At 41.5% G+C, this 15,607-nt stretch carries 18 protein-coding genes; 11 read left to right on the forward strand and 7 right to left on the reverse strand.

Annotation, left to right across the window (positions count from 1 at the left end; genetic code table 11):
• The first annotated feature begins 6 nt into the window (after positions 1-6).
• Positions 7-1,032, forward strand: a complete 1,026-nt coding sequence (locus NLX74_RS22065; protein WP_235306290.1) for a FecCD family ABC transporter permease — start codon at positions 7-9, stop codon at positions 1,030-1,032.
• Positions 1,029-2,036 carry a FecCD family ABC transporter permease gene (locus NLX74_RS22070; protein WP_254330203.1) on the forward strand — a complete coding sequence of 336 codons (1,008 nt, stop codon included), beginning with the start codon at positions 1,029-1,031 and terminating at the stop codon, positions 2,034-2,036. The genes NLX74_RS22065 and NLX74_RS22070 overlap by 4 nt, the downstream gene beginning before the upstream one ends.
• 165 nt (positions 2,037-2,201) lie before the next feature.
• On the opposite strand, the gene NLX74_RS22075 is transcribed toward NLX74_RS22070, so the two are convergent.
• Positions 2,202-2,777, reverse strand: coding sequence for an NAD(P)H oxidoreductase (locus tag NLX74_RS22075; RefSeq protein ID WP_254330205.1), 576 nt, complete (start codon positions 2,775-2,777; stop codon positions 2,202-2,204).
• Between the two features lie 233 nt (positions 2,778-3,010).
• On the opposite strand from NLX74_RS22075, the gene NLX74_RS22080 reads away from it, so the two are divergent.
• Positions 3,011-3,382: a winged helix-turn-helix transcriptional regulator gene (locus NLX74_RS22080; RefSeq protein ID WP_061830172.1), complete on the forward strand. Its 372-nt coding sequence runs from the start codon at positions 3,011-3,013 to the stop codon at positions 3,380-3,382.
• A 101-nt stretch (positions 3,383-3,483) separates the two neighbouring features.
• Here the strand turns inward: NLX74_RS22080 and NLX74_RS22085 are convergent, their stop codons facing one another.
• Positions 3,484-3,912, reverse strand: coding sequence for a VOC family protein (locus NLX74_RS22085; RefSeq protein ID WP_061830173.1), 429 nt, complete (start codon positions 3,910-3,912; stop codon positions 3,484-3,486).
• 179 nt (positions 3,913-4,091) lie between these two features.
• Between NLX74_RS22085 and NLX74_RS22090 the strand changes: the two genes are divergently transcribed.
• Together NLX74_RS22090 and NLX74_RS22095 are read left to right on the forward strand one after the other, a co-directional pair.
• Positions 4,092-4,289, forward strand: coding sequence for a DUF3934 family protein (locus NLX74_RS22090; protein ID WP_013310240.1), 198 nt, complete (start codon positions 4,092-4,094; stop codon positions 4,287-4,289).
• A 115-nt stretch (positions 4,290-4,404) separates the two neighbouring features.
• Positions 4,405-5,097: a pseudouridine synthase gene (locus NLX74_RS22095; protein WP_254330207.1), complete on the forward strand. Its 693-nt coding sequence runs from the start codon at positions 4,405-4,407 to the stop codon at positions 5,095-5,097.
• A gap of 54 nt (positions 5,098-5,151) precedes the next feature.
• Here NLX74_RS22095 and NLX74_RS22100 read toward each other — a convergent pair whose 3' ends face one another.
• Genes NLX74_RS22100 through NLX74_RS22115 form a run of 4 tightly spaced genes read right to left on the reverse strand, consistent with a single transcriptional unit; the run spans position 5,152 to position 9,146 of the window.
• Positions 5,152-6,246, reverse strand: a complete 1,095-nt coding sequence (locus NLX74_RS22100) for a GerAB/ArcD/ProY family transporter (RefSeq protein WP_254330208.1) — start codon at positions 6,244-6,246, stop codon at positions 5,152-5,154.
• Between the two features lie 13 nt (positions 6,247-6,259).
• Positions 6,260-6,487 (reverse strand): hypothetical protein, encoded by a 228-nt coding sequence (locus tag NLX74_RS22105; protein ID WP_254330210.1) that lies wholly within the window; start codon positions 6,485-6,487, stop codon positions 6,260-6,262.
• A gap of 5 nt (positions 6,488-6,492) precedes the next feature.
• A complete protein-coding gene (locus NLX74_RS22110) occupies positions 6,493-7,701 on the reverse strand; it encodes a Ger(x)C family spore germination protein (protein WP_254330212.1) in 1,209 nt (402 codons plus the stop codon).
• A gap of 14 nt (positions 7,702-7,715) precedes the next feature.
• A complete protein-coding gene (locus tag NLX74_RS22115) occupies positions 7,716-9,146 on the reverse strand; it encodes a spore germination protein (RefSeq protein WP_254330214.1) in 1,431 nt (476 codons plus the stop codon).
• 397 nt (positions 9,147-9,543) lie between these two features.
• Between NLX74_RS22115 and mle the strand changes: the two genes are divergently transcribed.
• On the forward strand, positions 9,544-10,386 hold the full coding sequence (gene mle, locus NLX74_RS22120; protein ID WP_254330215.1) for an alpha/beta fold macrolide esterase: 843 nt from the start codon (positions 9,544-9,546) through the stop codon (positions 10,384-10,386).
• Positions 10,387-10,523: 137 nt separating this feature from the next.
• Here the strand turns inward: mle and NLX74_RS22125 are convergent, their stop codons facing one another.
• Positions 10,524-11,126, reverse strand: coding sequence for a TetR/AcrR family transcriptional regulator (locus tag NLX74_RS22125; RefSeq protein ID WP_254330217.1), 603 nt, complete (start codon positions 11,124-11,126; stop codon positions 10,524-10,526).
• 188 nt (positions 11,127-11,314) lie between these two features.
• Here NLX74_RS22125 and NLX74_RS25900 point away from each other — a divergent pair, with 188 nt between their 5' ends.
• From NLX74_RS25900 to NLX74_RS22145, 5 genes are all read left to right on the forward strand, one after another.
• Positions 11,315-11,617: a hypothetical protein gene (locus NLX74_RS25900; protein ID WP_367997054.1), complete on the forward strand. Its 303-nt coding sequence runs from the start codon at positions 11,315-11,317 to the stop codon at positions 11,615-11,617.
• Entirely contained in the window at positions 11,529-12,515 is a 987-nt protein-coding gene (locus NLX74_RS22130) for an MFS transporter (RefSeq protein WP_367997055.1), read from the forward strand. Before NLX74_RS25900 ends, NLX74_RS22130 begins: the two co-directional genes overlap by 89 nt.
• Positions 12,516-12,893: 378 nt before the next feature.
• Entirely contained in the window at positions 12,894-13,166 is a 273-nt protein-coding gene (locus NLX74_RS22135; protein WP_069291877.1) for a DUF6809 family protein, read from the forward strand.
• 210 nt (positions 13,167-13,376) lie between these two features.
• On the forward strand, positions 13,377-14,579 hold the full coding sequence (locus NLX74_RS22140) for a WXG100 family type VII secretion target (protein ID WP_254330218.1): 1,203 nt from the start codon (positions 13,377-13,379) through the stop codon (positions 14,577-14,579).
• 5 nt (positions 14,580-14,584) lie between these two features.
• Positions 14,585-14,836: a hypothetical protein gene (locus NLX74_RS22145; RefSeq protein WP_250261422.1), complete on the forward strand. Its 252-nt coding sequence runs from the start codon at positions 14,585-14,587 to the stop codon at positions 14,834-14,836.
• Positions 14,837-15,607: the final 771 nt, after the last annotated feature.

Raw genomic sequence — 15,607 nt, forward strand, 5'->3', positions numbered from 1 at the left:
TAATCGATGTCTACTCACAAAGAGCCAAATAAAAAAGGAATATTTCATTTTGTAAGCTACATGATCGTGGGCGTGTTCCTGCTCCTGCTGGTTACCGCAGCATCTATTACCTTTGGTGCTGCGGAAATGAGCCTGAAGCTGGCATGGGGTGCTATATTTCAGTTTGATCCCAACATTACAGAACATCAGATTATTCACACCTTGCGTTTTCCACGAACCGTGGCAGATATCATTGTAGGGTGCAGCTTGGCTGTGTGTGGGGCAATTATGCAGGGAACCACTCGTAATCCACTAGCGGATTCGGGACTCATTGGCATAAGTTCTGGCTCGACATTTGCTATTGCGTTATGTATGGCCTTTCTGCCTGGTCGCACCTACGGAGAAACCATGCTGTATTCTTGTCTAGGTGCAGCAATCACTACAGGCATTACGTATTACATCGCATCTATAGGCAAGCGAGGAATGACGCCTCAGCGACTGGTGCTGGCAGGAATGTCCATCTCCATGCTTTTTGGTGCGTTTAGTACGTTTATCGCTATTAAGTATGAGATTGGCCAAGCCCTTGATTACTGGTCTGCTGGTGGTACAGCCAGTGCCAAGTGGGGTGAATTAGCTTTCATTGCGCCACTGTTTGTAGTGGGTTTGATCTGTGCCATCGTGCTTTCTCCCTCGATTACGATTTTGAGCTTCGGGGAGGATGTGGCATCAGGCTTGGGTATTCGTGCAAACAGGATTAAGCTGTTTTCAACCTTAATTGTATTAATTCTAACGGGGTTATCGGTTATTGTGGTCGGCCCTGTTGGCTTCGTTGGTTTGATCGTGCCACACATTATGCGCCATCTGGTCGGAACGGATTATCGGTATATTATCCCGGCCTCAGCTTTGTATGGAGCAGTCTTTCTGTTGGCGGCGGATTTACTCGGACGTCTGATCAATCGTCCTCACGAAACACCTCTTGGCATTATTTTTGCCTTGGTGGGCGTACCCTATTTTCTCTACCTTGTGCGCAAGCAGAGGAGGGAGTTTAGTTGAAACTGTCCCGTAATACCAAGGGGATTAGCATTATTTTACTGTTAGTAGTGTTGACGCTGCTAGTGGCTGTACTCAGTATGAATGTTGGGAAAATGAACCTTTCTCCACTCGAAGTTTTCAAGGTCATCATTGGCGAAGGAACGAGCAAACAGAACCTAATCGTGTTTGACTTTCGACTGCCACGTATTGTGCTTTCTATATTGGTAGGTATTGGCATGGGGATATCAGGCTGTATTATGCAAAGCTTGCTCAAAAACGACATGGCCAGTCCGGGAACACTCGGCATCAGCTCAGGCTCAGGGTTATTTGTACTTATGTATATTACGTTGTTCGCTAGTGAAGGATTGCTATCGCCTATTCTTCTTCCTGGGCTGGCTTTTGCAGGCGGCCTTACGTCAGCATTTTTGATTTTTATGTTTGCTTTCAGGCGGGGAAGAGACATCTCGCCTACAGGCTTAATTTTAACTGGTGTCGCTATGGGCAGTGGCTACAGCGCATTATCTCTGATGTTGACACTCCGGCTAGACAAGCAACAGTATGACTTTGCTTTGAGATGGCAGGCTGGAGACCTGTGGGGGGACGACTGGAGCTATATTATGGTGCTGCTCCCGTGGGTGCTTATCATCTGTTTTTACGTTTTTTACAGGTCTAACACACTCAATACGTTGAATTTGGGGAATCAGACAGCATCGGGCCTCGGCGTAGCAATTAAAAGGGAGTTTATCGGCTTGACGATTGCTGCCGTTGCGCTTGCTTCTGGTAGCGTGGCACTTGGCGGAAATTTCTTTTTTGTAGGCATGGTCAGCCCCCATCTAGCGCGCAAGCTAGTAGGGCCCAATCATAAGCTATTGCTACCTACGACGGCATTAGTTGGTGCACTCGTCATTTTGATTGCTGACACACTTACTCGGACGATTAGTTTTGGGGCAGCTATTCCAACCGGAATTATTATCACCATACTGGTCACCCCTTATTTCCTTTACTTACTGTCGAAAGCCAGTTAAATGTAGATAAATGAAAAGACGCTAACCCATGTCCATAGAAAAAATGGCTAGGTTAGTATCTTTTTTTTGTTACTACTTAGGTCTCCTTGTGGAAAAACAATTCTTTCTCACATTCTGTTAGGATTTCCGGCCTTCGTGTTGAAGGGTGAGGATTGTAAATAAAGCCTAATCCTTGGCATAATTCAAACCCAAGTGATAAGCTTGGTCCAGCAGCATTTCAAAATGACCGGAATTTGAACTCAGGGTCTCATATAAGAATTCAACCTTGGAATTGGAAACCCCGCAATAATCTGCAATTCCCACATTCAGCAAATGAGTAATCATTTCATCATAATTACGCTTTTTCATCTGTTCCTTCGAAACTCCGGCCAAGCCAATCCACAAGACATGCTGATGATGCAGGTAATTCGAACCGTACGCAAACCCATTGTTCCATACACGGTCAATATAACCTTTCAGCATAGCTGGCAAATTCCACCACCAAAGAGGGAAAATAAATGCCAATGCATCATGCTCCTTCATCCGCCTCATTTCCATTTCTACTTCAGGGGAAAAGGACTGTTCCGCAACTGTCAAATCCGGTTCATCTACTCCTTTTAAAATAGGATCAAAACCAATCTCATGCAAATCCAATATCTCATAATCGTGGCCTGCATCGGCAAGACCCTGTACGAAACGATCAGCAACCTTAAAGGTCAAGGAATCTTTTCTCGGGTGTGAAACAACGGTTAATACTTTCATGCTTCTTCACTACCTTTCTCAATAGTTTACTTCTAGGAATGCTCAATGCTTGATGCTATTATATACAGTAGGAGAATAATCTGGAAGTACGCACTTTTAAGTTCTATAGGATGATACAGGTGCCATAGGAACATGGAAGTGCCCTAGGTAGATTCCCTAGTAACTGATCTGAGTAATGAATTGAAGTGATGGTTGTTCTGAGCAAACGAAGCCTTCTAAAGGAGGATTAAGAAATGACTGAACAGATAAAAAATAGGGTTCAAAAGAAGTATCAAGTTGGAGTGGAAGCGGCTTTAGAGGTGATGGGAGGGAAATGGAAGCCTTTGATTATCTACCATCTGATGACAGGACGGAAACGAACATCTGAGTTTCGTCGGTTAATACCCGGCATTACACAAAAAATGCTGACTACTCAGCTCAGAGGCCTAGAAAAGGATGAGATCGTTACACGAAAGGTTTATAATGAAGTCCCCCCTAAAGTGGAGTATGAGTTAACGGACTACGGCTGGGGATTAAAACCCGCGCTAGACCATTTATGCTACTGGGGAGAGGATCACTTGGATAAGATTCATGGAGACAAATTCAAGGTCTTGGAAGAATTCTAAGGCTGCTGTATAGAGTAACTTCAAGCTAATATTAAGCCCTCACAAAGCATTCAGTCAGAATAGCTTGTGAGGGCTTAACTGTCGTAGGTTAATATAACAGACTAACTGTCGGTCATTCCGTTATCATAGCTTAACTGCCATTCAATTCCGAACTTATCTTTAAGGCTACCGTAACATTTACTCCAAAATGTTTCTTGAAGTTCCATGCTTACGGTTCCTCCTTCTTTTAACTTATGAAAGTACGATCGAATTTTCTCTTCGTCCTTATTGACGATGGCGAGGCTGATGTTGTTTCCGGCTACGAAAGGCATACCAGGAAAAACGTCTGAGAACATGACATTACTACCATCAATTTGAAGGCGCGTATGCATGACCAAATTTTTGGCTTCTTCAGGGAGAGGATAATCGGGATTGGGTGGTGCTTCACCGAACGTCATGATTTGTGGTTTCTCAGTCCCAAATGCCTCTGCGTAAAACTCCGCTGCTTCACGACAATTTCCATTAAAGTTAAGATAAACATCAACAGACATGTGTTTCACTCCTTCAAGAATCATTATTTACTTGCAAACAAACAAAAATACAACAAGATCCGTTTTGCGAAAGTATTTGCGGCTTAACATGTTCAATTTTTAAAAGAAATGGGCATTATGATCAAAGTAATGGTATGATAGCTTAGTTAAATCTGAACGACTAGTAATGGAGTGATCATATGGGTGGAAAAAGCAAGGGCGGCGGGACCGGCAGAGGTACAGGTAGTAAGGGCTGGACACGCTGGAACAAAACTGCGAAGCCAGTAAGGACAAAAAGCGCTTCTACAAGCGCACCGGGAAGCAAAGCCGCAGGTGGCACAAAAGGCGGCACTGCCAAACCAACAAGGAATAAAAGCGGCGGCAACAGTAGCAAATAAGCCGGGAAAGTATAAGTTGTCGTAAACGTCGAACATCTGATTAAGCAAGAACAATCAGGTGTTTTTTTAATTATTTTACTTAAACTCGCATATTATAATCAGAAGCAGGTGAATCGTGAGAATTAACAAGTACATCAGTGAGACAGGATTTTGCTCACGTCGGGAAACCAACAGGCTGATTGCAGCAGGACGAATTACGATTAATGGAAATGTTTGTGAAGCGGGCGCAGAAGTAGAGCCACAGGATATCGTGCTGATTGATGGGGAAGCTATTCCGCTTAATTCCAGTGAACCTGTATATTTGGCTCTGAATAAGCCCATAGGCATTGTTTGTACCGCAGCGGAGCAAGTGGCTGGCAATATTATTAGTTATGTCAATTATCCTTCGCGGATTTTTGCCATCGGCAGGCTGGATAAAGCGTCAGAGGGACTCATTCTATTAACGAACGACGGAAGCATTGTCAATCAAATGATGCGTTCCGAACATGGTCATGAGAAGGAGTATGTAGTGACTGTAGACCAACCTGTTACAAACGAGTTTACGCAGGCCATGTCTTGTGGCGTTGAAATATTGAACGTCATTACCAAACCGTGCAAGGTTGATCGTACGAGCGAATACGAGTTCCGCATTATTTTGACGCAGGGTCTGAACTTGCAAATTCGCAGAATGTGCAAGGCCTTGGGGTATAGGGTGCTAAAGCTGGAACGTGTTCGAATTATGGATATTACCTTGGATCATCTGGAGCGTGGACAATGGAGACATCTTGAGAAGGCGGAACTGGAGCTACTTCTTGCTAAATTGCAATAATGAGTACAACAAAAGTTTATTTGAGAACAGTATGTTCATACAGCCAACGCAACTTTAGTGATACTTTTTCCGTAATTTCAACGATACCTTACCCACCAGCCATAGCACAATAGGAAACACGATACCGAAAATCATGGCATAAAAAGGCCATACTGAAAAAAACTTGATTAAAAATTGCATATTTGGCCAAATAGAATGAACCATTGCCAATGCGATTAGGATCAGAGGAACTAAGAGAGAGTTAGCGCTTCGAAGACGAAAAGCATCTGCAAGCCCTTGCGCTGAAACATATAAAAGCAGTGCGAGTCGGAAAAAAATGGTGACAAACCAGAACACTGCAACGAAAATTTCAAACCGTTGAAAAAACTCTCCGTTACTGATTGTTCGGTTAATAAAAAAAGTAGGAAATGTCAAATTAGATACAACACCTTCACTCATCACGGCGATTATTTGTAGAACCATGAAAAAATACATGCCGCCGCTAATCAAAGCACAAGTTATCACTGTCTTTCTCCACTTTTTTGGATCGGGGATGTGCTGTGCAAAAAAAAGATACAGAATTGCCTCAAGGTAGGGAAAGGCAAACAAATTGAACGAAGCGAGAACGATAGGGTTCAAACCATACTCTAAAATAGGGAGCACATTATCTATGGTGGTATCAGAAAGAAGGGTAACCCTGACCAACAGATACAGAACCAGAAGGAAAAAAAATAGGATTTCCGCACAACGGCCAATTACAGCAGGGCCTGATCGAACGGCAAAATAAATGACTATAAGCATGATGAAATATATCGCGTCGGAGGGAGTTTCCGGCATAATAGCTATCGTGATAAAGTCGCCCAGATTTCGAAGTGTCATAATGAACACAAGAAAGGGAAAGAAAAAAATGAAAACGATGCTGATCGTCCCGCCCAAGGGACCGAAGAGGCAACGGAGATGCTCTACGAAAGATTTCCCCTGCATTTGCCTAGCGATGGAGGCATATAAAGGTATCAATAACAGATGGAAACCTAAGGAGACTGGGATGGAGAGCCAGGCATCTTGTTTTGCGACAGCGGTAATTACCGCTGGGAGCACCAGATATGCGCTTCCTATTTGATACAATGCAAACCACAAAATAGCTTGTCGAACCGTCAAATTGGAGTTCATTCCAATCCCCCCCTTAAGATAACATTTCTGTAAGTAACCGACTTATTGGTTGAAATAGGATTTGAATGCCCTTCAGTGGAGTCGGCAGTTTAATGTTGGCGATCCGTAGGATAATCAATATAACGCCTATAATCAACAATATCGAGCTGAATACAATTTCACGCACATATTGTTTCTCCTTGAATTTTTTAAACTCATACAAAGATGTTAAAATGGAAGTTACGAGAATCACATAAAGCATTGCATTCACTCCTGATTGTGTATTCCCATATCGATTGGACTGGTAATGTCTCCGAACCGGACTAAACGATAATTGAGCTGAATATCGACTTTAAGCGTTTGAAATTTTTGTGGCCAATCCTCTTTCCATTTATGCCATTCACGTGGGAACTTGCGGTGAAAAGCTTCTCCAAACCCGAATATATCGGAACCGATTTGTTGTGCGTACGAAATGCCCTCCTTCAAAGATTGTTCCAGATGCTCTTTAGCTGATTCTTGAAGATCTCTAAATGTCTCTTCATTCTTAAGGTTGGCATTGCACGAGACCGTTCCGATATTGGATTCTGTATCCACAATAAAAGAAATGTGCGGCTCATGATCTATTATTTTTGGACGCATCTTTACTTTGGAACGGATTACTTCAACAACAAATTTTCCTTTGGAATTCGGACAATCGATGGAAGCTACGGTGCTGGAAACACGATTGGATATATAGGTAAAGGCTTTACTTTGTGAATCATCCATCCAATTGATAAGTCGGTCGCCCTTGAAAACACCAATTCCAGTAAAAAAGTATTTAACATGTTGGGGCGACTTTGTCACATTATCAATAGTTAGACCTTTTTCTAGGTTTGTCAGTCGAATACCGGTGAGAACCGGTTCAATGCCATCCTCTGTGAAACTCTGTAAAATATCTTTCACATTGACCGCGGAAGTTGGAGCCCATGCTTTTTCAGAAAGCCTTAATGCCTTATACATATCCATTGCAGGCAAGACCTCGGTTGGAGTTACAAAAGTAACGGCCTCCTTTGCCGAGCTTCCTCTGACAACGGCCAAATAGAAATCAGGCCGAACTTCATGATCACGGAACAGAAAGTCCAGCGGCTCCTTGATTCCTTTTTTTGCCGTTTTTTCATCAAAAATGACAAACTTTAAGTGAGACATATACATTTTTCGGGACGATTCCGTTGTTAATTTTCGAATAGCTTCAAATATGGTATCGGCGCGTTTGGAAAAAACGATCGTTGGCGTCCGTTCCATGGGGGAATTCTGAGACATTTTCGATGGGTCAACCACTTGTAAACTGACTTCATATTGGTCATCAACTGCATCAATGCCCAGAGCCATCACGACGGAAATTGCGCTCAATTCCTTACTGTTCCAGCAACCCGTAAGAAACACCATTAGCCAGATGGACATAATCAGTAATAAAATGGTGGATCGATACGAGTTCATGATGGTCTACTCCTTTAGTTTTTGCGATGTTTTTTGTTAATTCTATATGGAAAACGCAATATGGCGTCCCTCTGCTCAGACGATTTGTAATTGGCAAAGGGACTTAAATACGGTACACCGAATGAATGAAGCCCATTGAGATGCACAAAGAGCATGAGAATACCAACAGTCAATCCGTACACACCAAACATAGCGGCTATGCCTATGAAAGCGAAACGTAATATCCGGATTGGAATGGCAAAGGTGTACGAGGGAATGACAAAGCTCGAAATGGCAGTTATTGCAACAACAATGACCATAACAGCCGAAACGATGTTTGCTTCTACAGCAGCCTGGCCGATCACTATTGACCCGACAATAGAAACGGCTTGACCGACCGTCCGTGGCATACGAAGACCTGCCTCCCTCAGAATTTCAAAAACCACTTCCATGATCATCGCCTCAATAAATGCTGGAAACGGAACTCCTTCACGTTGCGCGGATAAGCTTAATAACAAAACTGTTGGAATCATATCCTGATGAAATGTCGTTAATGCGACATAAATGGCCGGAGCCAACATACAGATTGCCAGGCATATGTACCTTAATATTCGAATGATACTACTGTAAATAAAGGATTGATAATAATCTTCTGCGGATTGAAGAAAGTCTACAAACACCGCAGGTGCAAGGATGGCGAAGGGAGATCCATCCACAAATATCGCAATTTTCCCCTCCATAATTCCTGCTGCAATAGAGTCTGGGCGATCAGAATTATAAAAGATCGGAAATATCGTGAGTTGTTTATTTTCTTGGAGACATTCTTCCAAATATTCGCTTTCAAGCACACCTTCTACATGCATGTTCTTTAACTTGGATATCATGTCCTGCACCTTTTTTGGGTCAGCGACCCCATGCAAATACATGACCGATATATCGGTCTTGGTTTTTTCGCCAACTTTTATGGTAGTTAGACGTACTCTTGTATCCTTCACCCTTCGACGAACCATAGTCGTATTCGTACGTAAAGTTTCTGTAAACGACTCTTGCGGACCTCTGACCACAGGCTGTGTCTTCGAATCTGTAATGCTGCGTTCTTCCCATCCAGGCAAAGAAATGATCAATCCTTCATCCATATCGTCCTGGAGTAGGAGAAGACCACCTGAGAGGATCTGTTCCAAAGCATCATCAAAGTTTTGAGCAAAGCTTGCTTCACCAATGTCCAAAATTGCGTTTTTCAATAACGGTAAAGTGATCTCGTCAGAGGAGACACGATCATGCAACGGACGGATCACATTGTCCTGTACCTTTTGCATGTCAGTCATTCCGTCCAAATAAAAAAGTGCGGCGTGTTTATGGCCAGCTGTGATTTCACGAACAATAAAATCCGAACTGTTTCCCATGAAGTCACAAATGAGATCGATATTCCGGCATAATTGTCTTGAAAATTTGGTCTGTAACTTCATTTTCACCCTCCTCAGATACGTAGTATTAACAATAATCCAAAATAATACCACAATCATCCATAATTGTGTTTGTTGTCGTAAGGTCCATGACATCTTCAACGGTGGAGGATTCGGGCTAAGTAATTGCTAGGTCTAGTCAAGACTAGTAGAAGGGTGACTACGAGGGGACAATACCTGCAATAATATACTATATGCCATTATCTTAAGATGTATTATTTCATGAGAATACGTTAAGGGAGTTTTTCTCATGAGTATTACATCTGTTATTTTAATTGAGGAGAGGGCATAGAATCCGTTTATATTGGGTTCATTTCTAAATTATTTTTCGATTACTGTAAACATAGACTAATATTCTGTGTTTTTTTGTTTTATATATCATTGAGGGGAGGAATTCTACATGAACGAACAACTCATAAAAAGCGATGGAATAGTAATTTGTACTGACAGTTTCGGAAAGCAAGTTAACCCGGCAATATTACTGATTATGGGGGCTCAATCATCACTGGTCTGGTGGGAGGAAGAATTCTGCCAGCGTTTAGCAGAGACAGGTCGCTTTGTCGTTCGCTATGATAACCGAGATGTTGGACGTTCTACAACCTATGAACCTGGGCAACCGGACTATACTTTCGAAGACATGGCAGATGATGCTATTCGAGTATTGGATGCGTATAAGATTGAGCAAGCGCATATTGTGGGCATGTCCATGGGCGGCATGCTGACTCAAATGATAGCTCTGCGACATCCAGGCAGAGTTCTAACCGTTACCCTCGTATCAACGTCCAATTTTGCTCCCGATCTTCCACCGATGGAGGAAAAGGTTATGGACTATTTCTCGAATATGGGAGCAATAAACTGGACGAACGAACAATCGGTGGTCGATTTTGTGATAGGTAGATCAAGAATTCTAGTAGGTTCAAAACACGCTTTCGATGAGAAAAAAGTTTATAAATTAGTAAAAGAAGAATGGAAAAGAAGCAACAATATAGCCAGCATGAACAATCACGCAATGCTGTCAGGTGGAGAATCCTATCTGGCTAGGACAGGGGAAATAACCGTCCCTGCTCTGGTGATTCACGGTACTGAAGATCCGATTATCCCTTATGAACACGGAATAAATCTTGCTAACGAAATTCCAGGTGCAGTTTTACTGACATTGGAAGGTGCTGGGCATGAACTTCACTACGACGATTGGGATTTAATAATCGATTCTATTTCAAATCACACTTCAATACTCAATTAGGTCAGCTGATGTGTAGGATGTTGATTAAAGCTGTTTTTTAGAAATAGAATCTTCCTAATTAAAAAGGCAATCTCCTCTTTCGGAGATTGCCTTTTTCTATTGGCATGTCCTTATTGGTTATGAAAACTCAGCCAATCTCAGGCACAAGCATCCCAAAGCTCCATCAATTTAGTTATGGCTGCATCAATGTTGTCTAGGGACACACCATCTCTGGCTTCTGTAGATATACCTTCCAGGAAGGTAACGAATAGTGTGGTTAACATGCTAACATTTGTGGATTCTTGAAGTTCTCCGTTCTTGGTAGCTCGCTCAATACGAGCATGGAACTTGTTCCTAGTCACTGTTCTTTGCCTGGTCAATAGTTCTCGAATATGAGTGTTTTCCGGCGAACAAGTATTTGCAGAGAATATGACTAAACAACCCAAGGGATGGGTCTGCTCAGTCTGCATGATTGCTGAACTTCTTAAGGCTAATTCAATAGCTGTGCGTGATGAAAGTGAATAGTTTGTAAGGCTTGTCGATACTTGTCCGTATGTAGCCAAATACTGGTCCAGCGCTTCTTTGAATAATGCGTCTTTTGATTCAAAAGCTGCATAAAAGCTGGCTGAGGAGATGCCGCCCATCGCCTTTTTGAGCTGAGCCAAAGAGGTTGATTCAAATCCATGCTCCCAAAACAACATCATAGCTTGGGAGATCGCTTCGTCGCGACTGAATTTACGTGGTCTTCCGGTTCTAACCATGGAGTCGCCTCCTTTTATCTTGTACTTATATACTAATCGATCCAAAAGTAATTGACAAGACCGAGAGGCATCTTTAAAATATGGAATGATTGATCCATAAATAAAATAAAAGGAGGGCAAATCATTGGTATATGTGCTTGATTTTTCGCTTGAACTTGTTTTGAAATCGATTTTAAGGAGCTGCGCTAATGTCCAGCAATAATTCTTCTACTACTGCAAAAATCGCGTCTTCCGCTTCCTCTAGGTCCTTTCCCTGGCTTGGCCTGCTCGCTTTGGCTATGACAGGATTCATCTGTATTATGACGGAAACGATTCCGGCTGGTTTGCTTCCGCAAATAAGCAAGGGACTTTATATTTCAGAGGCAATGGCTGGTCAACTGGTCACTGTCCATCGGTTCTTTAGTGGCTGCCATCCCTGTAGCTATAGTTACCCGCCAATGGCGGAGGCGTCCGCTGTTACTTCTGGCTATCTGCGGGTTCCTGGTTTTTAACAGTGTCACCGCAATTTCCTCCAGCTACATACTGACGCTGGCTGCCCGTCTGCTGGCAGGAGTTTCGGCTGGAGTTCTATGGGGTATGATCGGCGGTTACGCTCTCCGCATGGTCTCTGCTACATTGAAGGGGAGGGGGATGGCGGTTGCCATGGTTGGAACGCCCATCGCCTTGGCTATTGGTGTCCCGGCGGGAACGTTTCTGGGGAATCTTATGGGGTGGCGTTCTGTTTTTGGAATCATGTCGCTACTGACTGTTATACTGATCGCGTGGGTGCTTTGGAAGGTGCCGGACTATCCGGGACAGTCCTCCGATAAGCAAGCTTCGATCTATGCAGTCTTCCTTACACCGGGGATTCGGCCCATACTATTGGTTGTACTGACCTGGATGACAGCACATAATATTCTTTACACTTATATTGCTCCATTTCTTGCGGCCAATGGGATAGGGGAGAGAGTGGGTCTGGCGCTGGCTTTCTTTGGCATTGCTGCTCTTGTAGGTATATGGATAACTGGCGTATTCATCGACCGTTGGCTGCGTAAGCTTGTCCTTATTAGTCTTATTTCCTTCGTCTTAATTTCTATTGCCATGAGCTTTAGCAACTCCAATGTCCTTATCATCTATATCATTGTTACGGTATGGGGTTTAACTTTCGGCGGCGCAGCAACGCTATTGCAAACGGCGCTTGCTCAGGCTGCAGGGGAGAGCAAAGTGGATATGGTGATGCCGATTAACACGACCGTATGGAATCTGGCTATCGCTGGCGGCGGGATGGCTGGGGGTGTTTTACTTGAAACTTTTGGTGCGGGATCATTTTCATGGGCATTATTCATACTCTTATTCCTTGCGCTTCTCGTGGCTTGGGGTGGCAAAAAGCATTCGTTCCCTCCACAGTAATTTGGTAATTAGTGAGGCTTTTTGGAAAAAATTAGCTTGTTATGACTTCTAACGTTAATGAGTAGAAGATATGAAGTCCTGCTTATTTTCCAAGAAGGGCTGACTTCGTCCAGCACTTACTCAGGCAACCGGACCGAATCCGGCCACCCATACAGTATTATCCTCGATGTGGACGTGATTCTTTTTCACTGCGTTCATAATGGGTGTAAATCCTCTGATCACATTTCAGATACTCGGCATTAGTCCTCAATTACCTTAGTGAAATATTCGCTAAAAATCAGTATTGATTTTTTTCTGAGATATCCTTGTTTTGAGGAACAAAATGCACTCTGTATTCGAACTCAAAACCTTATCTATATCATGAAGGAGAAGATGAATATGAGTATCTTAGAGGATTTATATTACGGAAAATGGTACCCAAGCGAACGAACCAAACCTAAAAACCCTGAGCTTGAACTAGTCCATCAGAAAATATCCGCTTCTATGAAAGCACTAAAAGCAAGACTGTCGGAACAAGATTACGAATTAATTGAAGAACTATCCGATTTAAATGATGTTTTGTTTTCTATATTATCCGCCTCAGATTATATTTCTGGATACAAAGCTGGTGCTTTGACGATGGTTGAAATATTTGATAGAAAAATTATTTAAATTAAGATAGATCCTAGTACTTTAAAGTTAAAAAAATGTATAGTTAAAAGGCTTTACATTGTGATTAAGGGGCACCAACGTTTAATAATATATAAGTCAGAGGTCGTAGGGATTAAGTCTTCTAATTCATATAACAATTAGTAATAAAGTCGGTTTTCCAAAAATTTGAATAATGTTATTATGTCTTAATGAACTCAACCGAGGTAAATTATGACAACAATTAAAGTGACACCTGAACAACTTATAACTGTCTCTAAGAAATTTGAGCTTGCGCAGCAAACGGCGATGCAAATGAATAGTCAGTTATCGCAGCAAATTTCGTTTATGGAACGATTTTGGGAGGGGATAACAAAGGAGCAATTCTATTATAGATTCCAAACATCTCAGAAGAATATGGCTGACTTTGTTACACTAACAGATTCGATTGCTAGAGAACTACGGCAGCATGCAAATAAGTTTAGATTAACAGATATGATGGAGGATGGGAATCTAGACCCAGGTTGCTTGCCACCTCCACCGAATACTTGCACAGTTCCTGTTGCAGATACACGAAATGCGCTCCAGAAATCGGCGGATAGCTTAACGGAGCTTGGGCAGGATTTTGTAGCAGCTAATTCAGAACGATATGAGAAAAAATTTGATTCAGTGTGGAGCTTCCTGGATTATATGTCGTACGGCATTCCGAAGGGAATGTATCAAGGGTACATGGAACGGGCAGCTAAACAAAACGATTCATGGAATGACATGCTCAATTTCGGTACATTTGGAGTATCGGGCATGATTCAGGGAGCATTTAATCCCACAAATGCATGGTCAAAAGAACATATGGCAAATTTGATTGGTACAGCTGGTTTGATGATAGGTTCTACGACAACCAAAGCGCTGATTAAGCCTAAAAATATTTTGGAAGGGTCTGTAAAGTTTGAATCGACTCAGAGTAAAGCCAATATTTTAAAAGAAAGCGAACAGCGCTCTTCTAATATAAAATCAGACGATTTTAATTATGCTGAAACTGGTGCTCGTAATATTTCTCCAGAGCAATTTTTTAGAGAAGAAGCTATTGCAGAAGAGTTGTATGAAAAATTTAGGAATTTAGGAAATCAAGACGTGGAAGCCATTTCTAAAAATACTGGTTTTTCAGAAAATAGAATTCAAAGAATCAAAGACCATGTTTTTAACGATACCCACATTAAAGATCATGGAATCGGGAGATTTGACCCAGACTTTGAGTTATCACAAGCGTGGGAGAGATTAATGGATGGGAAGTATGTGGATTCTGATGTACAATTACTACATCATGAGCTTTTTGAATCGAGATTTGAAGGTATATTCCATACGAATTACAGAACAGCACATGATAAAACTATAGAATCTGGAAGACCATGGAATTGGGAAAAGATTTATGAGGAGTGAGAATAATGGCCGTATATATAATCATGTTAAAAGATTACGAAGATGAGGAAAGAGTTGTATATAGTTATGGACCGAGTGAAGATGTAATGGGGAAAATAGAATATGACAAAAAAAATGAGGTTATAAATCAAATTTCACCGATAGTTTCAGAGAATTATGCTGACGAATTTTTCTTTAAGAGAGCGGGACGAAGGTTGGCAAGGATGATTATTAAAGAGAATGGAAACTTCGTAGAAAAAACTACTATTGAATCGTAAGTGAAATATATAAACTATCTTTACAAGAATCGTAGAAACAAATGGCGATGCCATTTTAGTTTTTTAAAGTAGCTCTCACATTAGGAGTTACTTTTTTTATTACAAGAGGTGCAGTACGAGGCTTGGGAAATACGTGTAGACAGAAGGCTTTCTTTATAGATGAGAAAGTTTGCTAGTGAAATCGAAGATATTGTAAATGAATTCTATTTAAGGGAATTACATCTGATTCAGATTATGTTAACAATCAATAATATTAAGGGGAGTACGTAAAGGGGATTTTGAGAATGGAAGCATTTATTTTACTTTATAAAGAACAGTATGATGAGACTGTGGTTGTGTATAGATAAGGTCCAAAAAAGAATTCATGAGAGAAAATCCAATTGAATAAAGATACTAAGTTATTTTCTGAGATTGAGCCTATACAAGATTCAAATCATTCAAACACATTTTTATTTTGACAGAGCAGCACAACAAATGGCTCGATGCTTCATTAAAGAAGGGGAGTATTTCCTGATAAAATGACAATTGGATCATAACTAAACTATAATACAATGATTATAACCAGAGCTTTCTCCTTAATTTACTGGAGTGAGCTTTTAGCTTAGTTAGCCAATTACGAAGACTAATGTAATATTTTTTTTCGAAAATGGCTCTTAAGTATTAGGTAAAAAGATCAGGTAACATCGACCAATAGTTCATTTGTATGATACTATAAGTACATAAAGTCGAAATAAGGAAGAAAATTCTTTAATTGTATCTTATTACATTTTA

The sequence above is a fragment of the Paenibacillus sp. MZ03-122A genome (assembly GCF_024213325.1).
GTDB classification, from domain to species: domain Bacteria; phylum Bacillota; class Bacilli; order Paenibacillales; family Paenibacillaceae; genus Paenibacillus; species Paenibacillus polymyxa_B.

What these genes read in the sequence shown, in the direction of transcription:
- NLX74_RS22145 (WP_250261422.1), top strand. Translation starts at nt 14,585, where the DNA reads ATGGCCGTATATATAATCATGTTAAAAGATTACGAAGATGAGGAAAGA.
- NLX74_RS22075 (WP_254330205.1), bottom strand. Translation starts at nt 2,777, where the DNA reads ATGAAAGTATTAACCGTTGTTTCACACCCGAGAAAAGATTCCTTGACC.
- NLX74_RS22110 (WP_254330212.1), bottom strand. Translation starts at nt 7,701, where the DNA reads ATGAACTCGTATCGATCCACCATTTTATTACTGATTATGTCCATCTGG.
- NLX74_RS22100 (WP_254330208.1), bottom strand. Translation starts at nt 6,246, where the DNA reads ATGAACTCCAATTTGACGGTTCGACAAGCTATTTTGTGGTTTGCATTG.
- NLX74_RS22090 (WP_013310240.1), top strand. Translation starts at nt 4,092, where the DNA reads ATGGGTGGAAAAAGCAAGGGCGGCGGGACCGGCAGAGGTACAGGTAGT.
- mle (WP_254330215.1), top strand. Translation starts at nt 9,544, where the DNA reads ATGAACGAACAACTCATAAAAAGCGATGGAATAGTAATTTGTACTGAC.
- NLX74_RS22080 (WP_061830172.1), top strand. Translation starts at nt 3,011, where the DNA reads ATGACTGAACAGATAAAAAATAGGGTTCAAAAGAAGTATCAAGTTGGA.
- NLX74_RS22140 (WP_254330218.1), top strand. Translation starts at nt 13,377, where the DNA reads ATGACAACAATTAAAGTGACACCTGAACAACTTATAACTGTCTCTAAG.
- NLX74_RS22065 (WP_235306290.1), top strand. Translation starts at nt 7, where the DNA reads ATGTCTACTCACAAAGAGCCAAATAAAAAAGGAATATTTCATTTTGTA.
- NLX74_RS22105 (WP_254330210.1), bottom strand. Translation starts at nt 6,487, where the DNA reads ATGCTTTATGTGATTCTCGTAACTTCCATTTTAACATCTTTGTATGAG.
- NLX74_RS22135 (WP_069291877.1), top strand. Translation starts at nt 12,894, where the DNA reads ATGAGTATCTTAGAGGATTTATATTACGGAAAATGGTACCCAAGCGAA.
- NLX74_RS25900 (WP_367997054.1), top strand. Translation starts at nt 11,315, where the DNA reads ATGTCCAGCAATAATTCTTCTACTACTGCAAAAATCGCGTCTTCCGCT.
- NLX74_RS22085 (WP_061830173.1), bottom strand. Translation starts at nt 3,912, where the DNA reads ATGTCTGTTGATGTTTATCTTAACTTTAATGGAAATTGTCGTGAAGCA.
- NLX74_RS22115 (WP_254330214.1), bottom strand. Translation starts at nt 9,146, where the DNA reads ATGAAGTTACAGACCAAATTTTCAAGACAATTATGCCGGAATATCGAT.
- NLX74_RS22125 (WP_254330217.1), bottom strand. Translation starts at nt 11,126, where the DNA reads ATGGTTAGAACCGGAAGACCACGTAAATTCAGTCGCGACGAAGCGATC.